Here is a 22,263-nt window from a genome sequence, read left to right on the forward strand (position 1 = left end):
GGCTGGCTGCTGTCGGAACTAAAGGTCTTCGGGGCGCTTTTCTCGCCGAAGCGTGCGGTGAATGATCCCGCCAAGATCCTGAAAGAACGGCCTGGGATCGTCTGCGGTGTAGATGAAGTGACGCAGCCGCGGATCGACGAAGCCCGAGAGATAGGACGCCAATTCGGCAAGGCGTGACGGCTTGTAATTGGGGATCGACTTCGGCTTGAAGAGGACCGTGAACAGGCGCCGTGTTTCGGGCACCAGGAAGCGTGCACGGCGATCCGTCAGGCGGGGCTTTGCCGGGCCGGATTCACCCAATATCCTGTGCCGATACTGCTCCCAGGCGAATTCTGCGCCGCAGTGCAGGGCGAGCGGGAGGCTCCCCCAGAACCGGCCATTCACTTCCATCAGCCAGTATTTGCCGGTCTTTGGATCATGCCGATACTCGACCATTGCCGGCCCCTCCCAGCCAATCGCTGCAAGCAAGGCTGCGGAATGCTCCATCTGGTGCGTGTGACGGCGCAGCGGCACGGACTCGCACAATGTCGAAAACCCGCCTTGGGCAGGCCACTCATGGATGCGTCTGTGCTGGAACATCAGGCTAGGCTGGCCGCCAGCCATGTGCAGCATCTGCGCGAATCCGAAACCGGAGCAAAAGGGTTGAACAATTGGCCATTCGCGTAACGCGGCATAGCGGTCCAGCAAAGCCAGAAGGGCATGGGGGGATGCCGCATGTTCTGCCTTGACCAGCGGAAGGCCGTGATCCGCCAATATGCGTGCCATTGCGGGTGGATCGGCCCATTTGGCGACCACGGGATAGGTCAGCGTTTCGGCATATTGGGCGAAGTCTTCCCCGGCCAGCGGCTGCCAGCTTTCGGGAACGTCGATGCCCAGCCCCGCGGCAAGGGCCAGAGTCCTGCACTTGTCGAGAACGAGATCAAGTTGCGGCTTGCGAGGTGTGAGAATCCGGCAGCCTTCAATCTCTTCGGGCAGTGCTGCAAGGGCCACGAGATCGTCTTCGGCGATGGCGAAAAGCGCGCGGGCGCCGGTGTGGAAGACTCGCTCAGGTAGCCACTGGGCAAGAGCCGGGCCTTCTGGACGCAACGAAAAGCCGGACAGATAGCGCGACGTGCGGCCCAGTGCGTCGCCGTTGCGGCCAATGCCGTGCACGGGCACGCCGCGGCGACCCAGTTCGCGAATGACGGTCAGGCCGACGGGCGTATCGACGCCCAGGACAATGGCCGGGGGCAGCTTCATGCGGGCCGCAACAGCCATACCCCGTCGGCCGCTTCGGCGCGGGTCAAATCCGGGACATGAATCACGCACACCTCATCCAAGACTGGACTACGGATTTACGCGCCTGACCTTAAGAAGCGGTAATGCGTTCATAGGCGTCCAGATCAGCGCGCGTGTTGAGATTGTGCAGCGGCGCAGATGGCGGAACCGGTCGGGCGCGGCATCGCTTGATCCAGCCACGGATCGACCGGTCGTTCTGTTCGGCGAGATGACGCTCCAGATCCGGAGCCAGGGCGCTGGGCCACCAGCCAAGGAGAAAGTGATCGTCAAGATAGGCCGGTCCGCCTCCGGCCAAGAGTGACGCCATGTCCGGAAGAATGGGCAGCGTGTCGCATCCTGCGCTGATGACGCCATCATAACCATATGCGCTCGCATGATGGAGTGCAGCGTTGAGGCCGGCGAGTGGGCCAAGCGCGCCCTGGGGCCGGTCAGCCAGAAATGGCAGGCCAGTCCAGGTCCGCCCCACGACGACAAGATCTGCAACCTGCCGTGCCAGGGCTTCCGCCACATGTTCGATCAGCGGCTTCCCCCGAAACAGTGCAGCAGCCTTGTCTCCGCCGAAACGCCGCCCCTGTCCGCCGGCGATGATGGCCCCCAGTGCGCGCATTCCGTCACCCCGCCTTCAGGGCAAAGGCTGCAAGAACGGCGGCGATGATCATGGCCAGCACGAGGATGAGCGGCCAGGGCATGAAGCCGACGTCGTCGGGGTCAGTGCGATTTGCACGCCGCCGGTCTCCCCATGTCGCAAGTCCCGCGACGGCGAGAGCCGTTACACATCCACTCCAGAGCAATTGCTGCAACCCTTGGTCCTCTCTGCCAGTCTTGCCCGCAATCATAGGGAAAGCAGACCGGGCACCGCCAGCTTTGATTTCGCTCGATTCTCAAGCTTGACGTAAACGTAAACTGCGGCCACCGTCCTGCCAAACTTTGCATTTGAGAGGATTCGCCCCATGAAGACCCGCATCACGGAAATGTTCGGCATTGAGCACCCCATCATTCAGGGGGGCATGCATTATGTCGGTTTTGCGGAGATGGCTGCCGCCGTTTCGAATGCGGGCGGGCTCGGCATCATCACTGGCCTGACCCAGAAGACGCCTGCGGATCTTGCGAACGAAATCGCCAAATGCAGGGACATGACCGACAAGCCGTTCGGCGTGAATCTGACCTTCCTTCCGGTCGTCAATGCGCCGGACTATCCGGGGATGGTCAAGGCGATCATCGAAGGCGGCGTGAAGGTTGTTGAAACGGCAGGCAACAATCCCGTGCAGGTGCTGCCAGCGCTGCATGATGCCGGCATCAAGGTCATCCACAAATGCACATCCGTCCGTCATTCGCTGAAGGCGCAGGCGATCGGCTGCGATGCCGTTTCCGTCGACGGATTCGAATGCGGCGGCCATCCGGGTGAAGACGACATACCCAATTTCATCCTGCTGCCCCGTGCAGCAGACGAACTCGACATTCCGTTTGTCGCCTCAGGCGGTATGGCGGATGGCCGCAGCCTCGTTGCAGCGCTGGCACTCGGCGCCGAAGGCATGAACATGGGCACGCGCTTCATCGCAACCAAGGAGGCCCCGGTCCACGAAAAGGTTAAGCAGGCTCTGGTTGCTGCATCCGAACTCGATACGCGACTCGTTATGCGGCCTTTGCGCAATACCGAACGGGTGTTGACCAATGTGGCTGTCGAACGCCTGCTCGAAAAGGAACGCGCGCTCGGAGCCAATATCACCTTCGCGGACATAGCCGAGGAAGTTGCGGGCGTTTATCCGCGCATCATGCTGGAAGGCGATATGGAAGCCGGCGCCTGGAGTTGCGGCATGGTCGCCGGGCTGATCCACGACATCCCGACCTGCAAGGAACTGATCGACCGAATCATGGCCGAAGCCAATGCCATCATCAACAAGCGGCTGCCCGGGTTCGCCAACGCCTAGCAGCGTCTGCCCCTAGCAGCGGAAACCGCGCGCCTTCGGGCCGGGTTCCAGTACGCGGTAGGCCTGCTCGACGAATTCGCAGAGCATCGGTCTCGTGTCGCGCGGATCGATAATGTCTTCGATCCGGAACTTTTCGGCAGTGCGGAACGGACTGCGGACCTGATTGAGACGGGCAGTGATATCCTTCAGCAGGGCTTTCGGATTGTCCGAAGCTTCAAGGTCGGACTTGTAAGCCGCTTCGAGTCCGCCCGAGATGGGCAGACTTCCCCAATCTCCGCTTGGCCAGGCGAAGCGCCATTTGAAGCGCGACAAGTTGGCAGGTGCGCTGCCCCCCATGCCATAGACCTTGCGCAAGATGACGACGCAGATCGGCACCTTGCTCTGATAGACGGCCGTCATCGCGCGGCTGCCATAACGGATGGTCCCGTCTTCTTCGGCCTTGCGGCCGATCATGAACCCCGGATTGTCGACCATATGGACGACCGGCAGGTGGAATGTATCGGCCAGATCGATGAAACGTTCCACCTTGCGGGCGGTTGCTGCTGTCCACAGGCCACCCAGGACCATCGGGTCGCTTGCCATGATCCCGACCGGATATCCGTCAATCCGCGCAAAGCCGGTAACAATGGACGGGCCATGCTGCCGACCGATCTCGAAGAAACTCCCCTGATCTACAACGGCTTCGATGATCGGGCGGATCTTGTAGAGATGACGCAAATCCCGCGGGACCGCTTCGATCAGGAACTGTTCCCGACGATCCGGCTTGTCCCGGGTCGGCTTGCGTTCGGGCAGTTCATGGATCGAGGATGGCAGGTAGGATAGAAAGGTCCGCGCCATCGCAAAGGCTTCGGCCTCGCTGGCGGCCTCATCATCGATTGCGCCATTCTTTGCGTGGATGTGTGATCCGCCCAGTTCTTCCTTGGTCCGCTTTTCACCGACGGCAGCGACGACAGGCGGTCCGGCCACGAAAAGCTGGCTCAGGCCTTTAACAAGCAGGCTGTAATGGCTCATCACCAGCCGTCCGGCGCCCAGGCCGGCCACCGGGCCAAGCCCCAGCGCGACGACCGGAATCAAAGACAGATTGTCGACCATCAGGTCCCAGCCCGGCACTTCAGGGACATAGGTGAACCCCATTGTCTCGAGCGTCTTGACGGAACCGCCGCCACCCGTGCCTTCGATCATCCGGACCAGCGGCATCCGATATTCGCCCGCCAGCTTTTCCGACTGGACAAGCTTTTCGTGGATCGCCGCATCGGCGGCGCCGCCCCGGACAGTGAAATCGTCAGACTGAACGACAACCGGGCGCCCTTCGATCTTGGCCCGACCGAAAAGCATGTTCGAGGGAAGGAAGCTCTTCAGCTCGCCCTTGGCATCATAGGTCGCGGCACCGCCAAGCTGGCCGATTTCGCGAAAGCTCCCCTTGTCGACCAGCCCCGCTATCCGTTCCCGCGCGTTGAGCTTGCCATCGGCCTTTTGCTTTTTCAGCTTCTCCGGCCCGCCCATCGCCTCGGCAAGCTTCTTGCGCTTGCCGATTTCATCGACTTCCTTCTGCCAGCTCATGCGGGAAAGAACCTGCGGCGGCCGACCCTGATCACGAAGTAGAGCAACAGGCCAGTGGGCCCGAGCATCAGGGTCAGGAACAGGCAGGGCAGCACCAGCCAATGCGGAATGCCCTCCCTGCCCGCATCTTCAACTTCCCAGCTACCGATGAACAGGTCGAACGCCAGGTAATGCGTCCAACCCATCATCACATTTCCGGGCGAGGTAAAGAGCGCGGTGATTTCCGCCAGTGACCCGAAACCGGCGCCGTCGATGGTTTCTGTCGTGAAGAAGAATTGCGCCAGATATGCCACTGCAAGCAACAGGGCGAGGATGCGGGCAAAGGCGATGCTCGAATCCCTCTGGAGCGGCGCCAGAGCAAGGACGAGCCAGCCGATCATGGCAAGTGCACTCGTCCCGGAATAAATGCCTTCAAGATGCATGATGCTATGCCTTTGTTGGAACGATGAGGAATTTCTCCCCTGTCGCGCGCCGGTTATAGGCTTCGATGATGGCAGGCTGCAGGGCCTCCGTCAGTGAAATCTCCCGCGTATAGTGGCTTGCAAAAGTCGTCTTGAGTTCGTCCATCACGCGTTGGCGGAGCCGCATCGCATCTGGCCCCAACTTGATGAGGAACGGCGTCAGCAGCCATCCGCCCACGCCCCATGCCATGCCGAGCCCTGCACCCAGTTCGGTCGGCCGGGTGTCGAGGCGGCCATAGATATAGACCTGCTTGTGCACAGTTGAGCCATAACGGCTATATTCCTTCGCATTCCGGTTGGCTGCGATTTCCATGGCGGTCAGGATCTGCCCTGCAAGCTTTCCGCCGCCGATTGCGTCGAATGCCAGCGTCGCGCCGGTTTCTGCCAAGGCGTCGACCAGCCTGTCCATGAAATCGGGCGCACTCGAATCGCAGATATATTTGGCACCGATATCGCGCAGGATCTTCGCCTGCTCCGGACTGCGGACGATGTTGACGAGGGGAACCCCGTCCTTGATGCAGATCTTGTTGAGCATCTGGCCAAGGTTCGAAGCAGCGGCCGTATGGACAAGAGCCGTATGCCCCTCGCGCTTCATGACTTCGACCATGCTGAGCGCTGTCAGCGGATTGACGAAGCAGGATGCTCCATCCGCGGGGGTCGCGCCTTCAGGCAGCGCCATGCAATCGGCCGCACGCAGGCAACGATATTCGGCATACATGGCGCCGCCGATCATCGTGACGGTCTTGCCAAGCAGGGCCTGCGCCTCCGGCGATGACCCCGCCTTCACCACAACGCCCGCGCCCTCGTTGCCAACGGGCATCGACTGCCCGACGCGCGGAGCCATGGCGCGCATCATCTGTTCCGGAATCCTGAAGGTGGTGACAGGATGTGTGGCCGTCCCCGAAGCCCGCGCAGTCGACACATCGGCCGCGCCGAGCAAAAGTCCCAGATCGGATGGATTGATCGGCGTCGCCTCGACACGGACCACGACCTGGTCCGGCTTTGGCTCCGGCATGGGCACATCGACCAGCGACAGTTCCAGTTCCCCACTCTCCTTGACGAGCGAACGCAATTCCAATCCCATGTGTCTCTCCGGTCTCTGTTTTGAAGTCCCACCATGCGCGTGGCTCGACAATCGCGCAAGACTGACATATTGGCTTGCCCCCAGGCGGGCGTAGCTCAATGGCAGAGCAGAAGCTTCCCAAGCTTACGACGAGGGTTCGATTCCCTTCGCCCGCTCCAGCGTGCATGGTCAGGTGCCGTTACCGGAAAATCGCGCGGCAAGATGGTGCAGTTGGAAGGCTCTGCCGAAGCACGGGTCATTCGCGCTGCGTCAGAAGTCGAGCCGATAGCCCGCGCTCAGGACAATGCCGCGTTCAGTGCTGATCGAATCGACCCCCGGCGATATCTGGTGCTGCCGCGACAGGTTGGCGCCGATTTCGATTTCGATTTCCGATTGACGCATCGGATAATAATTAACCCGCAACGTGGGCTGAAATTGGCGAAACGTGCTTGCCGTCAGCTTGTCACTCCGAAAGCCATAACGCGCACGCGGGCTCAGGCGGAACTTGCTGGTTATCGGGATACGGGCATTGATGTCGGCCGTATAGGTCCGCGACCGTTCATTGTTGGCGTAGCGGGCGCTCAGAATGTAGATATCGTTGGAAAAGACCATGCCACTGCCGACCAGCTGGGCCCCGTAGTAGAACTCGTTGCCGATGGCAGGCTGCGCAGGATTGAGCGGCGGATTGGCAGTGGGGATCACTCTTGTGGACCCTAGATAGCCGCCCGTATTCGTCAGGGTGAAGTCCAGATTGCCCTGGAGTTTCGCGCTGATTGGTCGTGAATAGGACATGGTCAGCGATTTGGTGACCTGGGTATTGTCGCTGGCGAGCTGATAGATCTGTGAATCCGAAAGGCTTGCGCGCAGGTCGGCAAGCGTGCGAATCATCGTCGTGCCGCCTGGCAGTATCTGTGCAAACGTGCCGTTGAGCGCGGAATTTGTCGTCAGGAGCGGCGACTGGCGATAGTCGGCCGTGAGGCTGAAGCTAGACTGGTCCTTCAGGGAATAGTTGAGGGTAACCAGCCCAAGGTTCACCTTCTTGAAGTGAATGTCATAGTCCAGGATCGTATAGGCATTGAACCGGTTGTTCAGATAACGCATTTCATTGCCAACCGATCGCCTGTCGATGAGGCCATGGCTGCGCTGGTCGAACCAGTAGAATGTGGTCTGGAACTTGTCCTTCTTCGAACCGATATCAGCGGACACGCCATAGAAGAATCGATCATTCTGGATATGGGTAATGCGCGATGAGGACACCGGGAATCCGGCGGCCACGTTCAGCCTCAACTTCCTCTTCACCTGCCAGCCGAGCAGGGCACCGTCGAACCGGCCGAGAATGCCCGAACCATTGCGGGTCTGCCGACCGATCCGCCCTGAAATGTTGAGGGTCGAATCCGCGAAATCGAAATAGAGCGCACTGATCGATTTGACGTGATTGCGCCGCATGGTCTGGATGCCCGTGAAGGGGTCTGTGTGCAGGCTCGCCGGACGGAAGTCTCGCGTATAGGAACCGGCCGCACGCAACAGCAACTGGTTGCGGTCGCTGCCGCCCGTCAACGAAATGTCTGCGTTGCTCAGCAGTTGGTTGAGATTGACCGAATTGTCGACTTCAGCCGTCGGATCGACGCGCGTCGCATCAAGAAATTTCGATGAGCTCTGGTCCCGGAAATAGAATTGGGAAAAGCTGCCCCGAGCGCCCCAGCGCCATGATTTTGCTGCTTCGCCTGCTCCGCTGCGTCCACTCGCCGCGCGCAGTTCTGTTGTCGATTGCGTGTCAGGGCTCAGCAGTGCAGCGAGCCTTTGACGCACGCGATCCGCAGCCTCGCCCGTCGGATAACGCCTCAGATACTCCTCATATTCGGCCTTGGCGTGGGCATTCTGCCCTTTGCGCTCGCGTGTGAGGCCAAGAAGTTCCCGTGCCCGCGGGCTGTGCTCATTTTCCGGAAGCGTCAGAGCCAAAGTCAGGATCTGGATGGCACGATCATTTTCGCCGGCCTTGAGCGCGGCTTCTGCGTCGGCTTCTGCCTTTGCGGCGGCCATTTGCTGTTCGTTCGACAGCGGTGCGGCGGGCGCGACGGACGTCGCCGACGGGGCGGCGCCTGTGCCGACATCGATCCGCGAGGCGACCCCCTGCGCCCGCTCCTGCGCAGTCACTTTGACGACCCAGGCTTCCGGAAACAGTTTCGCCAGCTTTGCACTGGCGGCTTCAGCCGCTTCGCGCGTTTCGAAGAAGCCGACGCGCAAGCGATGCCAGGTCTGGCCGTCGCGCTCGAACCGCGTTTCATAGGTGGTCTGCCCTGCCAAGGCTTCGGCCCGGGCTGCCGGCAAATCGCCAATGTCCTTGGGTTGGGACAGGACGTTTACGACGTAAAGGCCGCTCGGGATGGGGATCGCTGGCTTTGCCTGTTCGGCGGAGGGGTTGGTGCCCGATGGAGGCGGCGCCGCTGCGATATCGCCACCAATTGCCGAGGCCGAGCAGGACGAGGTGTCCCCGGCCTCGGACACGGTGACAATGACTGTCTGGGGCGTTTTCCCGGCGGCCACGTCAAACCGGACATCGCGATTGAAAAAGAGCGAGAGCACCGGGCCTGATGCGTTATCCCCCTCATACTGGATCGATCTGAGAGCGGGCACACCCGTTGGCGCCCGAAGGGACTCGCGGGACAGCGACGTGCCATCGAGCGTCTTGACGCGAATGTGCAGTTCGCGACCTTCCGTTTGCGGGAAGAAACTCAGCACCTGCACCCGGACATTGAATGCAATGGAAATGGTAGAGCAAGTGCCCACGCTTTGCGCAGTCACGTCCGAGAGAACGCGATCGCTCACAGACTGCGCATAAATGTCTTCAGTCGGACAGAGGCTGCCCGCGATTGCAGCCGTGAAAAGGAGGGAGGCAGATTTACCCCTGTGCAATGTCATGCCGATGTCCTTGCTGGATCAGTCGAAACCACTCGCACTGACGCGGTGGTGGCCGGTACGCCGTTCCTTGATCGTTGTGAGTGAGCTGTTGGTGTAGATGTGGCATGAGCCCGTGCAGTCGCGCAGCTCCGACACGGTGTAGTTCACGCGCGTCGGGGACTCGTATTTTGGATGCGAACCGGCCCTGAAGTCCCCAGCATGGCACGCGGCGCAATTGGGCGCATAGGACGCATATCTATAGGGCACCGTTTGCGAATTGGTTGTGTGACAGTCGAGGCAGGCCAATTGGCGGGCATGCGTGCCGGGATACGCCGGAGAGCTGTGGATATAGTTGGTTGTCGGAATCCACGCCGTCACCCTGTGGCAATTTTCGCAACCGATTGTCGTCTGGAAATGCGTCGGGGACTTGCCGGTGGCCTTGGTGCCATTGTGGCATGTGCTGCAAGCCCCTGTCACATTGGCATGGTCAAATGTCGCGGGCAGCCAGGCAATCGTCTTGTGGCAATCGCCGCAATCGCCAGTGGTTGGAATATGCGTGGCCGGCTTTCCGGTTGCCTTGGTGCCATTGTGGCAGCCGGAGCAGGTTCCAAGTGCTTGGGTGTGATCCATGCGGACGGTTGTCCAGGCCGTGGTCACATGGCAGCTGTCGCAACTGTCAGTCGTTGAGATATGGTTTGCGGGTTTGCCGGGAACCTTGGTCCCGTTGTGGCAACTCACACAGGTTCCGTTGGCATCGACATGATTGAACGTTGCGGGGATCCAGGCTGTCGGCCTGTGGCAGTCCTCGCAGGTGTTCGTGGTCGACAAGTGCGTGGCACTCTTGCCTGTGGCCTTGGTTCCATTGTGGCACGTGTAGCAGGTTCCCGTGATGCCACTGTGGTTGAAGGTGGCGGGCACCCATGCGGTTGTGCGATGGCAGTCTTCGCAAGTGTTGCTCGTTGCGAGGTGGGTCGCGCTCTTGCCTGTGGCTTTGGTGCCATTGTGGCAGCTGTAGCAGGTTCCCGTGATACCGCTGTGGTTGAAGGTGGCGGGCACCCATGCGGTTGTGCGATGGCAGTCTTCGCAGGTGTTGCTCGTTGCGAGGTGGGTCGCGCTCTTGCCCGTGGCCTTGGTGCCATTGTGACAGCTGAAGCAGGTACCGGTGATGCCACTGTGGTTAAAGGTCGCGGGGATCCAGCCGCTGGTCTTGTGGCAGTCCTCGCAGGTATTGCTGGTTGAGAGGTGCGTGGCACTCTTGCCGGTGGCCTTGGTGCCGTTGTGACAACTGAAGCACGTCCCGGTGATGCCGCTGTGGTTGAAGGTGGCAGGAATCCATGCGGTCGTGCGATGGCAGTCTTCGCAGGTGTTGCTCGTTGCGAGGTGGGTCGCGCTCTTGCCCGTGGCCTTGGTTCCATTGTGGCAGCTAAAGCATGTTCCGGTGATGCCACTATGGTTGAAGGTGGCGGGTATCCAGGCTGCGGTTTTGTGGCAGTCCTCGCAGGTATTGCTGGTTGAAAGGTGCGTGGAGCTCTTGCCCGTGGCCTTGGTTCCATTGTGGCAGCTGAAGCAGGTGCCGGTGATGCCACTGTGGTTGAACGTTGCGGGTATCCAGCCTGTGTTTTTGTGGCAATCCTCGCACGTGTTGCTCGTCGTCAGATGAGTCGCACTCTTGCCGGTGGCCTTGGTGCCATTGTGGCAGCTGAAGCATGTTCCTGTGACGCCGCTATGATTGAAGGTTGCAGGGGTCCAGCCACTGGTCTTGTGGCAGTCCTCGCAGGTATTGCTGGTGGCCAGGTGCGTGGAGCTCTTGCCCGCGGCCTTCGTGCCGTTGTGGCAGCTGAAGCAGGTGCCCGTTATGCCCGCATGTGAAAACCGGGCCCCGGCCCAGCTGTTTGTTGTGGTGTGGCAATCCTCGCAGACATTGGATGACGGAAGGTGGTTCGCCGACTTGCCCGTGGCCTTGGTGCCGTTGTGACAGCTGAAACAGGATCCGGTCACATTTGAATGGTCAAATCGCGCGCCCGCGAATGAATTGGTGTTGTGGCAGTCCTGGCATTCGTTGCTCGATTGGGGGTGGTTTGCCGTCTTGCCAGTGGCTTTGATGCCGTTGTGGCACGTCACGCAGCTTTGCGTTGCGCCTGTGTGATCGAACCTGTTGATCGTCCATTGGCGGGTTGTGTGGCAGCTGTCGCATTCCGCCTGCGTAACGATATGGTTTGCCGGCTTGCCATTGGTGCGCACATCATTGTGGCATCCTGAACAGGTCTTGGGCGTACCCTTGAAGACTGCGGCTTTGTGGCATGTCTCGCAGGCAACGGCCACATGGGCTCCCGTTAGCGGAAACCCGGTCGAAAAATGATCGAAGGAGGATTTGCGCGCTGCCGACAGGGGGTTGCCTGCGACGATCGCCAAAGCGAACACCACAGTCAGGAGTGCAGCAAGCCATCTCCCGATCATGCGAACCCCGACTCCCTTTTTCCCGCCTGGACCCGGATCTTGGCGTCTCGACAGACACCGCAACCCAAAGACCATATCGTCAGCCTCAAATCCTCTCATCGACCCAAGGACTGAAACAGCTTATTATCGGGAATGGTTAATATAATCCGCGATCGAAAGTTAGGGCGGTTTATCCCGCTGTTGAATCAACCTATCGCGCAAAAGAATGGATTGTCAGCTTCGTGACAGTTTCGTTCATCTCAAAGTAAAAATACAGTATTACTTATGTTCACCCATAATTATACTGTGATTTCCTATCGACGCATTGTTATCTGGTTGAAATTTGTAGTCACATGACACTGTTCACAATTGTCTCCGAAGCTTCCCTTGTGAATATCGTCCTGCTTATGGCAGGCGACGCAATCCTTTTGCAGCTTTGCCGGATCTTCGGCTTTTGCATGGCAGGCCGAACAGATCAGTCCCTTGTGTTGGCCGGTCAGCGGAAATTGTGTCGCACCATCATGATCGAAACTCCACAGCTTCCAGCCGTTGACCGTGTGGCAGCGCGCACACTTTGACGGAGTGCCCAGGGCACCTGCGTGGTGATCGTCTGCATGGCAGGATTCACAGGTTACACCCTTGGCGGCGAAACTCTTGTCCGCATGGCATTGTGTGCATGCGACGGCCGCATGTTTGCCCAGCAACGGGAAGCGGGTCAGGGCATGATCGAAGGAGACCTTTTCCTTCCAGCCGATCGCATTGTGGCAACTCTCGCACGCTGCGCCGAACTTGCCTTTGTGGACATCGTCATCCGCGTGGCAGCTCGCACAGCTTACCGACAGTTTGACGACGCGTGGCGGTTGCTTGTGACATGCGCCGCAGGCAAGCGGCTCGTGCGCGCCGCGCAGGGCAAAACGGGTCATCGTGTTGTGATCGAAGCTTGCCTGCTTCCAGTCGCGGCTGTTGTGGCAGCGCGCGCACTCGGTGCCATTGCTGCCTTTGTGGACATCATCCTTGATGTGGCAGGCCACACAGGCCCTTGAAGGCTTCCGGATCGTGTTGCCGACGCCATGGCATGAAGCACACCCGGTTGACGCGTGCCGACCGATCAGGGGAAAGCCGGTATCCGTGTTGTGATCGAACGATGTTGCCTTCCACCCTGCCGGCGAATGGCAGCTGGCACAATTTGTTCCCCGAGAGCCGTTGTGCACATCCTTTTTTGCGTGGCAGGCGATGCATTGTGAGGGCGTCCCGGCCCAGCGTTGCCCGGCATGGCAGGAAAGGCAGGCGGCTGTCCTGTGGCCGCCGGTCAGTGCATAGCCCGTCGACCGGTGATCGAACGGCAAGGGTTGCTTCCAGCTGTTGACGTCATGACAGGTCTGGCAGGCCTTCCCGAGGCGGCCCAGATGCGGGTCCTTCTTCGCATGGCAGGTTGCGCAGGCCGTCGAGACCCCTCGGAAATGGCCGCCATTGCCGTGACAGCCCGCGCAGGTCGCCTTGGCGTGGCCGCCGAGCAGGGGGTAGTCTGTCAGCTGGTGGTTGAAGCCGGCGCGCGTGAACCGCACAATGGGGAAGTTGCGACCCTGGTGTTCGCTGTGGCACGTCTTGCAGGCTTGTGATCGCGCGGTCGATTTTCCGTGGAATCCGGCTCCCCCTCTTATGTCAGCGCCGATGCCGGTATGGCAGGCAAGACATTTTCCGTTCTGCGCCTGGCGCGAAAAGGATTCATGGCAAGAGGCGCAATTGGCTTCGAGCTTTGCATGGGCCCTGCTCAGCGGACCGGGCGTGATCAGGCGTTCCATGATGCCTTGGGCAAAGGCGAGGTGCGCAGCAAAGGCCAGCCAGGCAATCGCAAGAAGGCGAACCCACCGCGCCATCAATACATATGCACCGCGACAATGTGGATGATCGCTGTCACGACAAGGATGAAAAAGAGCGGCAGGTGAAACAGGTGCCAGAGCCTGAACATCCGATCGTAAAAGGCGAATTCAGCGGCGTGCCGGACGGCATCGAGATAATCTGATGCAAGGGCAACCAGTCGCTTTTTGTCATGATGGGCGCGGGCATCCCTGGTCATTGCAGCCGGTGCTGTCGCGGCGAGATCGCTGCGCAGCTGTCGCATGGCAAGCCGGGTGTTGAGGCCAAGGCTTACAACCGACCAGGCGCTTGTCCAGAAGCCGGCCCCGGCAACGACGGTTCGTTGTTCAAAGGGTTCGAGACGCGTCCGGATCAGAATCCCGTCGTTTCCAAGTCCCGCCAGACTGTCCAGCAGTTCATGCATCTCTTTCAGCAGAGCCCGCACTTCAAGCTTTCTGCCCGAATAGCCGCGATGGATTCGCGAATAGAAATACCGCCCGATGAGGCCGCTTCCGGAAACGATCAGCATCGCGCCCATCGCAACGGCACTATTGAGTGCTCCCCAGGAAAAGCGCGCGTGGTAGAGGATCGCGACCGGGCCAATCAGGCCGAGGAACATGTGAAAGCGGAACCAGAAGCCGACACTGCCGATGCCGGCGAGCATGCGGATGCGCTTGCGGAATGGGTAGACGAGCAGGAGCAGCATCATGCTGCCGCCGAAAATGCCGAGCCAGTAACCAATGCCGCTTTCGGGGTTGATCCAGCGATTGTCCCTGTGGAGCCACCCATAGGCAAGCAAGGCCGAGACAGAAAGGCCGACAAGTAAAGACAGAGCATTCTCGAGTTGGGCAGGCTTCAGGAACGGCTTGGCAGTCTTCAAATCTGTTTCGGCAATGGCTTGCGTCATCCAGCTTTCCCATCCACTCACATTGTCCGTCGGCACTTTTCTCTAGCGTGGCTTCATTAGCGAAAAGTTCACATCTGGCCGCGAAACAACGGCTCGTTTCGGCCTGTTTTCCCACCATAGTACCGGCGAACAGGCCGTAAATGCAGCTTGGTGTCAGCTTCACTGATTGCAGTGGGCCAATCCCAAGCCATAGGGCGCACCGAATGAACGATATGAGCAGGGGTCAACCATGTTAATTCCCATGATCTTGACAGGGCTGGCGGGACTCGCCCTGGGCATCGCCATCATGCGGCTTGTGCAGGCGCGCGGGCAGGATGCCAGCAGCGCAGCAACATCTTCCGAGGTCGAACAGGCCACGGAACCGGCTGCAGTGCCAAAAGAGCCGAAGGCCGGCATTATATCGCCGCGGCTGGCCTTTGCAGGGGCAGGCGTCCTCGTATTGGCGGCAGGCGGCATCTATGCATATCGCAGCCTTGAGGGCCCGGCGGAAACCCCGCTTGCGCTGCCTGCGGGCGCCGCTGCAGTCGGCCAGCCCGATGCAAAACTTGACGATGTCGACACGATGATCAGCCGCCTGGAGGCGCGCCTTCAGAAGAATCCGAATGATGGAGAAGGCTTCCGGATGCTTGGCTGGTCATTCCAGAGTACGGGCAAGCCAGCCGAAGCCGCTCTTGCCTATGCCAAGGCCGTCAAGCTGCTGCCGGCACGCGCCGATGTACAGGCGGGATATGCTGAGGCGCTGGTGTCGGTTGCCGGTGATACCGTGACGCCTGAAGCAAAAGGCCATATCGACACGGCGTTGCGGCTTGACCCCAAAGAGCCGCGCGCCCGTTTTCTTGCATCGCTCTACAAGGCCCAGAATGGTCAGGAACGCGCAGCGCTTGATGAATGGATTGCGCTGTCCAACAGCGCGTCCGCCGACGTGCCCTGGCAGGTCGATCTGCGCCAGCGCATTGAAAAACTGGCCGCGAAACTCGGGGTCAACGTCGCCGGGCGGCTTGTTTCGGCTCCGTCTGCGTCCCTGACGCCGGGAATGGCGCCATTGTCCGGACCAAATCCCGCGCAGGTGGCGGCGGCTTCGTCGCTTCCCCTGACCGACCAGCAGTCGATGATCGACGGGATGGTCAATGGCCTGGCGGCAAAGCTCAAGGCAAACCCCAACGATGCCGAAGGCTGGCTGAAGCTCATTCGCTCGCGCGTCGTGCTGAAGGACATGCCCCAGGCCAAGGCTGACCTTGCTACTGCGCGCAAGACGTTCGCATCCCAACCGGCCAAGCTGGCTCAGGTCAACGCCTTGGCGAGCGAGCTGGGCCTCTAGCATACAAATGCATTTCAATCCGCTTCTGCTTGCCTATGCGGTTCCGCTCGTTGGGCTCTGGCTGACGTTTTACATCGTGTCGCGTCGGCGGACGAAGCGCGCACTTGCGGTGATGGAAGAGGCCCGGATCGCAGGCCTGACCGAGCCGGCCTCCCTTCACCCCGTCATTGATCCGGCCCTTTGTCTTGGCTGCGCGGCATGCGTCAAAGCCTGCCCCGAAAAGTCGATACTCGGGATCATCGACGGCAAGGCCAAGCTTATCGAACCCTCGCATTGTGTTGGTCATGGCGCCTGCGCCACCTCTTGTCCGACCGATGCCATTTCGCTCGTGTTCGGCACGGAAACGCGCGGCGTCGACATCCCCCATGTATCACCGAAGTTCGAAACGAACGTGCCCGGCCTGTTCATTGCTGGCGAACTGGGCGGCATGGGACTGATCCGCAACGCCATTGAACAGGGCCGCCAAGCGATCCGGCACATCGCCGCCAAGGCCCGCGCGATTGAGGCCGGGCCCGAGGTTCTTGATCTTCTGATTGTCGGCGCCGGCCCGGCGGGCATTTCCGCGGCTCTGGGCGCGACAGAGCAGAAGCTGAAATTCCGGATTGTGGAGCAGGACACGCTCGGGGGAACCGTTGCGCATTTCCCGCGTGGAAAGCTTGTGATGACTGCTCCGGCGGAATTGCCTCTGGTCGGCAAGGTCAAGTTCGGAGAAATCAGCAAGGAAAAGCTGCTTGAGTTCTGGGAGGGCGTTGTTGCGCAAACGGGGCTGCGCATTGATTTTGAGGAACGGGTGGATTCGGTTTCCCGCGAGAATGGCCTTTTCATCATAAGCACGAACAGGTCTGAATTTCGCGCCAAGACCGTCCTGCTTGCCATCGGGCGAAGAGGCACGCCACGCACCCTCGGCGTTCCCGGTGAAGACAGCACGAAGGTCGTCTATCGCCTTGTTGATCCCCAGCAATATGGCGGCCAGCATGTCCTTGTCGTCGGTGGCGGAGACAGCGCGCTCGAAGCGGCTGCCTCGATCTCGGACGAGGCGGGAACGCATGTGACACTGGCCTATCGCGGCAAGGCTTTTGACCGCGCTCGTCAAAAGAACCGCGACCGCGTGAACGCTGCCGCTTCCGCCGGCAGAATCTCTGTTCTTCTCGAGTCAGATGTGGAGCGCATTGCCATGCGCACAGTAGCGATCCGGACGCCGCAGGGTGTTCTCGAAATTGCCAATGACGCCGTGATTGTGTGTGCAGGTGGCGTCCTGCCCACCGAATTTCTGAAGCGCACCGGCATCGAGGTCGAAACGAAATTCGGAACCGTTTGACGTCACTGCGTCATCGCCGGATACAATCCACCGTCCCGCAATGATTCTGCCAATTGTCAGGATGGGTGCAGCTTCGTCAGGCAGCGCAGTGTCGAACGAAGGGCCACAATGCGGATTCTCCTAGTTGAAGATGACTCGGAAATATCCCGACGACTGATGTCGCGGCTTGCTGCTGCCGGCTTTGTTGTCGAACATGCGCCGGATGCGGAAACAGCGCTGGACTGGCCCGATCCCCAAAAGTTCACGACCCTGGTTGTGGATCTCGGCCTTCCCGGCATGAGTGGCATTGAACTGATTTCCAAGTGGCGGGAACGAGGCCTCACCAATCCGATCCTGATCCTGAGTGCACGCGGGAGCTGGCAGGACAAGGTCGAAGGATTGAATGCGGGCGGCGACGATTTTGTCGTCAAGCCGGTTCGGGCGGAGGAATTGATCGCGCGTCTGCATGCGCTCTCGAGGCGGGCCATGGGCCATACCGGCGCACGGATCGTGGCGGGCGGGATAACGCTTGATCCCGCAGCAAAGTCTGTCTGGAAGGGCGACGAACTGCTCGATTTGACGCAGATGGAATATCGGCTGTTGCGGATGTTCATGCTGCGCGCGGGCCACATCATTGCACAACCGGACATTCTGGACCATCTTTATCCCATGGATAGCGAGCGAGACCTGAACACGATTGAGGTCCATGTCGGGCGGCTGCGGCGCAAGATCGGTAAATCTGCGATCACGACAATTCGCGGTCTGGGATATCGATTCGAGCGGTGACCGGCTTTTTCAACAGCCTGAAATTTCGTTTCATTGCCAGCACGTTCGCCTGGATTGCCATAGGCCTCATTCTGACCGGCCTGGTCGTCTCCGCGCTCTTCAGGGCCTATGTGACGCAAGGTTTTCATGATGAGCTGCAGGTTCATATTGATGAACTCGCGGCTCTGGTGCGCGTTGATGCACAGGGTGATCCTGTCATGCTGCGGCGCTTGTCCGATCCCCGCTATATTCCGCCCGGATCGGGCTATTACTGGCAGATCGAGCGGCTTGGCCACCGGACCCTTCGGTCTCCGTCATTGGCGGGCCGATCCTTGTCCGGCACACTGGCGCGGAGCCCGAAGTTCGCCTGGGCGCAGGTGCAGGGCCCGTCTGGCGAAACACTCGAATATGGCATGACGCTTGCCGTAAAGGGCGGCGGCCCCCCGCTGCACTTGTCGATCGCGTCGGACGTCCGGCTGCTCGATGACGTGCTTGCAGAATTCGAAAGGCCACTTGCCGGGCTCCTTATCGCCTTTGCCTTGGTGGTGCTGACGACAGGCGCTGTACAGATTGCCTTTGGCCTGCGCCCGCTGCGGCGCATGTCAGAAGCGATTGCGGATGTTCGGGCGGGACGGACAACAGTGATGCAGGGTGACTATCCGACCGAAGTCGCGCCTCTGGTGAGTGACCTGAACGATCTGTTGGAAGTCAATTCGGCGATCGTCAAAAAGGCCCGGGTGCAGGCTGGCAATCTGGCCCATGGGCTCAGGACACCGCTGACCATCATCCTCGATGAGGCAGAGCGCCTTGCCGCAGAAGGGCATGTGGACAGTGCGGCCACTCTGATCCGCGAGAGCGAACGGATGAAGCGTCAGATCGAGCACCACCTTGCCCGCGCCCGTGCGGCGTCTGTGGATCGCACCCCCGGCCAGGTCGCGTCGCTGCGCGAAACGATCACGCCTGTGCTTGCGGCCATGTCCCGACTGCACCGGGATCGCGATATCGCGTTCTGTTGCGGAGACTTCCCGGACCAGACTGTCCAGATCGACGCCACGGACCTGGCAGAGATCCTTTCCAACCTGCTTGACAATGCAGCCAAATGGGCACGGTCGCGCGTGATCGCAAGTTGGGAACGCGAGGGGACGATGGTCCGGCTGCTGGTCGATGATGACGGCCCCGGCATCGATCCCGCGCTTTACGAACAGGCTTTTACCGTCGGAGAGCAGCTGACCGACAGTGCCACAGGTTCTGGCCTCGGCCTTGCCATCGTGCGCGACCTTGTCGAGCTGTACGACGGGACCGTGACACTCGGCAAATCCCCCCTTGGCGGGCTGCAGGTCGCCGTGAGGTTGAACACAGCGGGACGGTGATGTTGCCGCGGTGAGGGCTGGTTTGAGGCCAATCCGCCCGCCGCCGCTTGCCCCGTCCAGATTGGCCATCAGGTCCCCGCATGGGCAGCAGGCAACATGTGTCATTTTTCTAGCTATCAAGCCATGTGGATTTGGCGCGTAGGAAAGTTCTCTTCATGCTCATCGCGGCCCAGCCTTGCGCGCAATGTGGATCGGGCGCTTAACCGAAAACGGGACAGTCCAGTCCTGCAGGGCTCTTGGTGAAGATTTCCGGCGCGCCGTCGGTGATGCCGATCGAGTGTTCGAACTGGGCCGAGAGCGACCGGTCCCGCGTGACGGCGGTCCAGCCATCGTCGAGCACCTTGCAGTCCGGCCGGCCGATGTTGATCATCGGCTCCACGGTGAAGAACATGCCCGGGCGCAGTTCCGGCCCGGTGCCGGGCCTGCCGGCGTGGACGACTTCGGGGGCGTCGTGGAACAGTCGGCCGATGCCGTGTCCGCAGAAATCGCGCACAACGCCATAGCGGTGCTTTTCGGCAAAGCTCTGGATGGCATGGGCCACATCGCCCAGCCGGTTGCCCGGCCGCGCCTGTTCGATGCCGAGCATCATGGCCTCATAGGTCACTTCGACAAGGCGCCGCGCCTTGATCGGCACGTCTCCCACCAGATAGGTGCGATTGGTATCGCCATGCCAGCCATCGACGATGCTCGTCACGTCGACGTTGACGATATCGCCGTCGCGCAGGACCTTCGGGCCCGGAATGCCATGGCAGATGACATGGTTGATCGAGGTGCAGCAGCTGTGGGTATAGCCGCGATAGCCAAGAGTCGCCGGGATTGCTCCGGCCTCCAGCGTCATCCGGCGCACCGTGTCGTCAATCTCTTCAGTCGTGATGCCGGGCACGATCAGCGGCACCAGCGCGTCGAGGATCTGCGCGGAAAGGCGGCCAGCCTTGCGCATGCCTTCGAACCCTTCGGGTCCATGCAGTTTGATGGCCCCATTACGGGCGTGGAGCGTGTCGAGGCCAACGGTCTGATAATCGGTCATGGCGGTTATATAACAGCGGCGCCATCATTTTGCGAGCCTTGCAGGATTTGGCTGTTGCACGCTTCCGCGCTATGGCACCCAGCATGACATCGACACGCATCTGGACCGCCGCTCTTGTCGTCATTGGCGATGAAATTCTCTCTGGCCGCACACAGGACAAGAATGTTGCGCAGATCGCGCTCTGGCTGAACATCCAGGGCATAAGACTGACCGAAGTGCGGGTCGTGCCCGATGTGCAGGAGGCCATCGTCGAAGCGGTCAACATCCTGCGCGCGCGCAACGATTATCTCTTCACGACTGGCGGTATCGGGCCGACACATGACGATATCACGGTTGATGCCATTGCTGCGGCCCTGGGGGTGGGTGTTGTCATTCATCCCGAAGCGAGCGCCGCGCTGCACCGTTATTATGAGGCCCGTGGCGGGATTACCGAAGCGCGCCTGCGCATGGCGCGTGTACCCGATGGTGCTGAACTCATTCCCAATCGCATGTCGGGCGCGCCGGGCATCCGCCATGGCAATATCTTCATCATGGCTGGCGTGCCGCACATTACGGCGGGGATGCTTGATGCACTGACCGGAACGCTTGAGGGCGGGCTGCCGCTTCTGTCGCGCACGATCGGTTGCTGGGTTGCGGAAAGCGAGATTGCGGAGCTTCTTGGCGACACCGAAAAGGCGCATGAGGGCTGCCAGATCGGGAGCTACCCATTCTTTCGGCATGGCCAGGTCGGGTCCAACTTCGTGATCCGTTCGACGGACCAGGTCGCACTCGATGCCTGTGCGGCTGCCCTTGGTGCTGCGCTCGATGCCATCGGCCATGAGGCGATTGACGGCGGAATCTGACGCACGTCGGCCTAGTCCGCGATTGCCGGATCAGGCCTTTGTGCAGGAGCTATTGCAAGGAGTATCGCCAGCCCGGCCAGCGCGAAGAGCGCTGCAAGGACAAAGGCAATACCATAGAATTGGAACGGCGCCTTGGGGCCAGTGAACCAGGACAGGGCCGGATTGAAGACCATTGGCGCGATGACGGACCCCACAGCCATCACGCTCGACGCAAAGCCCTGGATTTCGCCCTGATTCGTCGCATTTGCCCGCCGTGACATCATTGCGGTCAGACAGGGGTGAACCAGTGACTGGACGGCCAGGAAGGGCATCATCGCAAAGGCAAGCCAGCCGTTCGTGGTGACGGCAAAGCCGATCATCCCCAGTGCACCACCAAGCATGCCAATGGTCGCGGTCCGCCGCTCTCCGAAGCGGGCTATGATCCGGGACGAAAAGACGATCTGGGTGAGCGCCATGGAGACACCCATGAGGGCCAGTGAGAGGCCGATCATGGCATTGGACCAGCCATAACGCCCGATCGTGAAATAGGACCAGGTCATGGGGTAGATCAGGCTCGCCAGCTGCCAGGCCAGATAGACGGCAGAAATGGGCAGCAGCCCCGGCAGTTTGCGCACTGTCAGGAGCGCCCCGACGGGATTGGCGCGCTTCCAGTCGAACGCGCGACGGTTCTCCTTGGCCAGTGTTTCGGGCAGGGCGAAGGCACCGTAGACGAAGTTTGCCGCCGCCAAGGCGCTTGCCGCATAGAAAGGCAGTCGCGGATCGAATTCGGCAAGCAGCCCGCCGAGTGCTGGTCCGGCCACGAACCCCACTCCGAAGGCTGCGCTGATATAGCCGAACAGCCGCGAACGATCGTCCGGTCCGGTGACATCCGCAATCACGGACTGGGACGGCCCGTTGGTCGCCCCGAAAATGCCCGTCAGCATCCGCGTCGCAAACAGCCAGACAAGGCTCGGCGCGAAGGCCATGACGAGGAAATCGACCGCGAATCCGAACAGCGATCCCAGGAGAACCGGCCTCCTGCCCAGGCGGTCGGACAGATTGCCCATCACTGGGCCAAAGAGAAACTGGAACAGCGCATAGGTCAGCGACAGCCATCCACCGATCGCAATCGCCTGCGACAGCGGGACATGTCCAAGCGACATGATCAATTGCGGGAAGGACGGAATGATGATGCCAAAGCCGATGGAATTCACCAGCATTGTCGCCAGAACAAACTTGATCGCAGCAGGCAAAGGGGGGCGGCTCATCCCGGCACA

Annotated in this window: 18 protein-coding genes and 1 tRNA gene; 7 read left to right on the top strand and 12 right to left on the bottom strand. The window is 60.5% G+C overall.

Annotated features, from left to right (window positions below; genetic code table 11):
• Positions 1 to 18: 18 nt before the first annotated feature.
• From K0O24_RS04515 to K0O24_RS04525, 3 genes are all read right to left on the bottom strand, one after another.
• Entirely contained in the window at positions 19 to 1,239 is a 1,221-nt protein-coding gene (locus K0O24_RS04515) for a carboxylate--amine ligase (RefSeq protein ID WP_219894641.1), read from the bottom strand.
• Between the two features lie 109 nt (positions 1,240 to 1,348).
• The gene (gene mobA, locus K0O24_RS04520) at positions 1,349 to 1,885 is read right to left on the bottom strand and encodes a molybdenum cofactor guanylyltransferase (RefSeq protein WP_219894642.1); all 537 of its coding nucleotides are present in this window, start codon (positions 1,883 to 1,885) and stop codon (positions 1,349 to 1,351) included.
• A 4-nt stretch (positions 1,886 to 1,889) separates the two neighbouring features.
• The gene (locus K0O24_RS04525; RefSeq protein ID WP_219894643.1) at positions 1,890 to 2,078 is read right to left on the bottom strand and encodes a hypothetical protein; all 189 of its coding nucleotides are present in this window, start codon (positions 2,076 to 2,078) and stop codon (positions 1,890 to 1,892) included.
• A 150-nt stretch (positions 2,079 to 2,228) separates the two neighbouring features.
• Between K0O24_RS04525 and K0O24_RS04530 the strand changes: the two genes are divergently transcribed.
• Positions 2,229 to 3,206: an NAD(P)H-dependent flavin oxidoreductase gene (locus K0O24_RS04530; protein ID WP_219894644.1), complete on the top strand. Its 978-nt coding sequence runs from the start codon at positions 2,229 to 2,231 to the stop codon at positions 3,204 to 3,206.
• A gap of 12 nt (positions 3,207 to 3,218) precedes the next feature.
• Here K0O24_RS04530 and K0O24_RS04535 read toward each other — a convergent pair whose 3' ends face one another.
• Genes K0O24_RS04535 through K0O24_RS04545 form a run of 3 tightly spaced genes read right to left on the bottom strand, consistent with a single transcriptional unit; the run spans position 3,219 to position 6,311 of the window.
• Positions 3,219 to 4,766 (bottom strand): acyl-CoA carboxylase subunit beta, encoded by a 1,548-nt coding sequence (locus tag K0O24_RS04535; RefSeq protein ID WP_219894645.1) that lies wholly within the window; start codon positions 4,764 to 4,766, stop codon positions 3,219 to 3,221.
• Positions 4,763 to 5,188, bottom strand: a complete 426-nt coding sequence (locus K0O24_RS04540) for an ABA4-like family protein (protein ID WP_219894646.1) — start codon at positions 5,186 to 5,188, stop codon at positions 4,763 to 4,765. The genes K0O24_RS04535 and K0O24_RS04540 overlap by 4 nt, the downstream gene beginning before the upstream one ends.
• Positions 5,189 to 5,192: 4 nt before the next feature.
• Entirely contained in the window at positions 5,193 to 6,311 is a 1,119-nt protein-coding gene (locus tag K0O24_RS04545; RefSeq protein ID WP_219894647.1) for a zinc-binding dehydrogenase, read from the bottom strand.
• Between the two features lie 84 nt (positions 6,312 to 6,395).
• Between K0O24_RS04545 and K0O24_RS04550 the strand changes: the two genes are divergently transcribed.
• Positions 6,396 to 6,469 (top strand) — tRNA-Gly (locus K0O24_RS04550).
• Between the two features lie 91 nt (positions 6,470 to 6,560).
• On the opposite strand, the gene K0O24_RS04555 is transcribed toward K0O24_RS04550, so the two are convergent.
• The 4 genes from K0O24_RS04555 to K0O24_RS04570 all read right to left on the bottom strand — a co-directional run bounded on the left by K0O24_RS04555 (position 6,561) and on the right by K0O24_RS04570 (position 14,424).
• Positions 6,561 to 9,209, bottom strand: coding sequence for an SPOR domain-containing protein (locus K0O24_RS04555; protein ID WP_219894648.1), 2,649 nt, complete (start codon positions 9,207 to 9,209; stop codon positions 6,561 to 6,563).
• Between the two features lie 18 nt (positions 9,210 to 9,227).
• Positions 9,228 to 11,645, bottom strand: coding sequence for a cytochrome C (locus K0O24_RS04560; protein WP_219894649.1), 2,418 nt, complete (start codon positions 11,643 to 11,645; stop codon positions 9,228 to 9,230).
• Positions 11,646 to 11,938: 293 nt separating this feature from the next.
• Complete coding sequence (locus K0O24_RS04565; protein WP_219894650.1) at positions 11,939 to 13,501, bottom strand: cytochrome c3 family protein; 1,563 nt, start codon at positions 13,499 to 13,501, stop codon at positions 11,939 to 11,941.
• Entirely contained in the window at positions 13,501 to 14,424 is a 924-nt protein-coding gene (locus tag K0O24_RS04570; protein ID WP_219894651.1) for a PIN domain-containing protein, read from the bottom strand. Before K0O24_RS04570 ends, K0O24_RS04565 begins: the two co-directional genes overlap by 1 nt.
• 205 nt (positions 14,425 to 14,629) lie before the next feature.
• Here K0O24_RS04570 and K0O24_RS04575 point away from each other — a divergent pair, with 205 nt between their 5' ends.
• The 4 genes from K0O24_RS04575 (at position 14,630) to K0O24_RS04590 (ending at position 19,138) form a co-directional block, all read left to right on the top strand.
• Entirely contained in the window at positions 14,630 to 15,706 is a 1,077-nt protein-coding gene (locus K0O24_RS04575; RefSeq protein WP_219894652.1) for a tetratricopeptide repeat protein, read from the top strand.
• A gap of 7 nt (positions 15,707 to 15,713) precedes the next feature.
• Entirely contained in the window at positions 15,714 to 17,024 is a 1,311-nt protein-coding gene (locus K0O24_RS04580) for an NAD(P)-binding domain-containing protein (RefSeq protein ID WP_219894653.1), read from the top strand.
• Positions 17,025 to 17,132: 108 nt separating this feature from the next.
• Positions 17,133 to 17,789 (top strand): response regulator transcription factor, encoded by a 657-nt coding sequence (locus K0O24_RS04585; RefSeq protein ID WP_219894654.1) that lies wholly within the window; start codon positions 17,133 to 17,135, stop codon positions 17,787 to 17,789.
• Entirely contained in the window at positions 17,786 to 19,138 is a 1,353-nt protein-coding gene (locus K0O24_RS04590) for a sensor histidine kinase (RefSeq protein ID WP_219894655.1), read from the top strand. The genes K0O24_RS04585 and K0O24_RS04590 overlap by 4 nt, the downstream gene beginning before the upstream one ends.
• Before the next feature lie 199 nt (positions 19,139 to 19,337).
• Here the strand turns inward: K0O24_RS04590 and map are convergent, their stop codons facing one another.
• Positions 19,338 to 20,165: a type I methionyl aminopeptidase gene (gene map / locus K0O24_RS04595; RefSeq protein WP_219894656.1), complete on the bottom strand. Its 828-nt coding sequence runs from the start codon at positions 20,163 to 20,165 to the stop codon at positions 19,338 to 19,340.
• Positions 20,166 to 20,248: 83 nt separating this feature from the next.
• Between map and K0O24_RS04600 the strand changes: the two genes are divergently transcribed.
• Positions 20,249 to 21,007: a competence/damage-inducible protein A gene (locus K0O24_RS04600; protein WP_246611126.1), complete on the top strand. Its 759-nt coding sequence runs from the start codon at positions 20,249 to 20,251 to the stop codon at positions 21,005 to 21,007.
• Between the two features lie 11 nt (positions 21,008 to 21,018).
• On the opposite strand, the gene K0O24_RS04605 is transcribed toward K0O24_RS04600, so the two are convergent.
• Positions 21,019 to 22,254, bottom strand: a complete 1,236-nt coding sequence (locus K0O24_RS04605) for a TCR/Tet family MFS transporter (RefSeq protein WP_219894658.1) — start codon at positions 22,252 to 22,254, stop codon at positions 21,019 to 21,021.
• Positions 22,255 to 22,263: the final 9 nt, after the last annotated feature.

Origin of the sequence: Aquisediminimonas profunda, from assembly GCF_019443285.1 — a bacterium.
GTDB classification, from domain to species: Bacteria; Pseudomonadota; Alphaproteobacteria; order Sphingomonadales; family Sphingomonadaceae; genus Aquisediminimonas; species Aquisediminimonas profunda.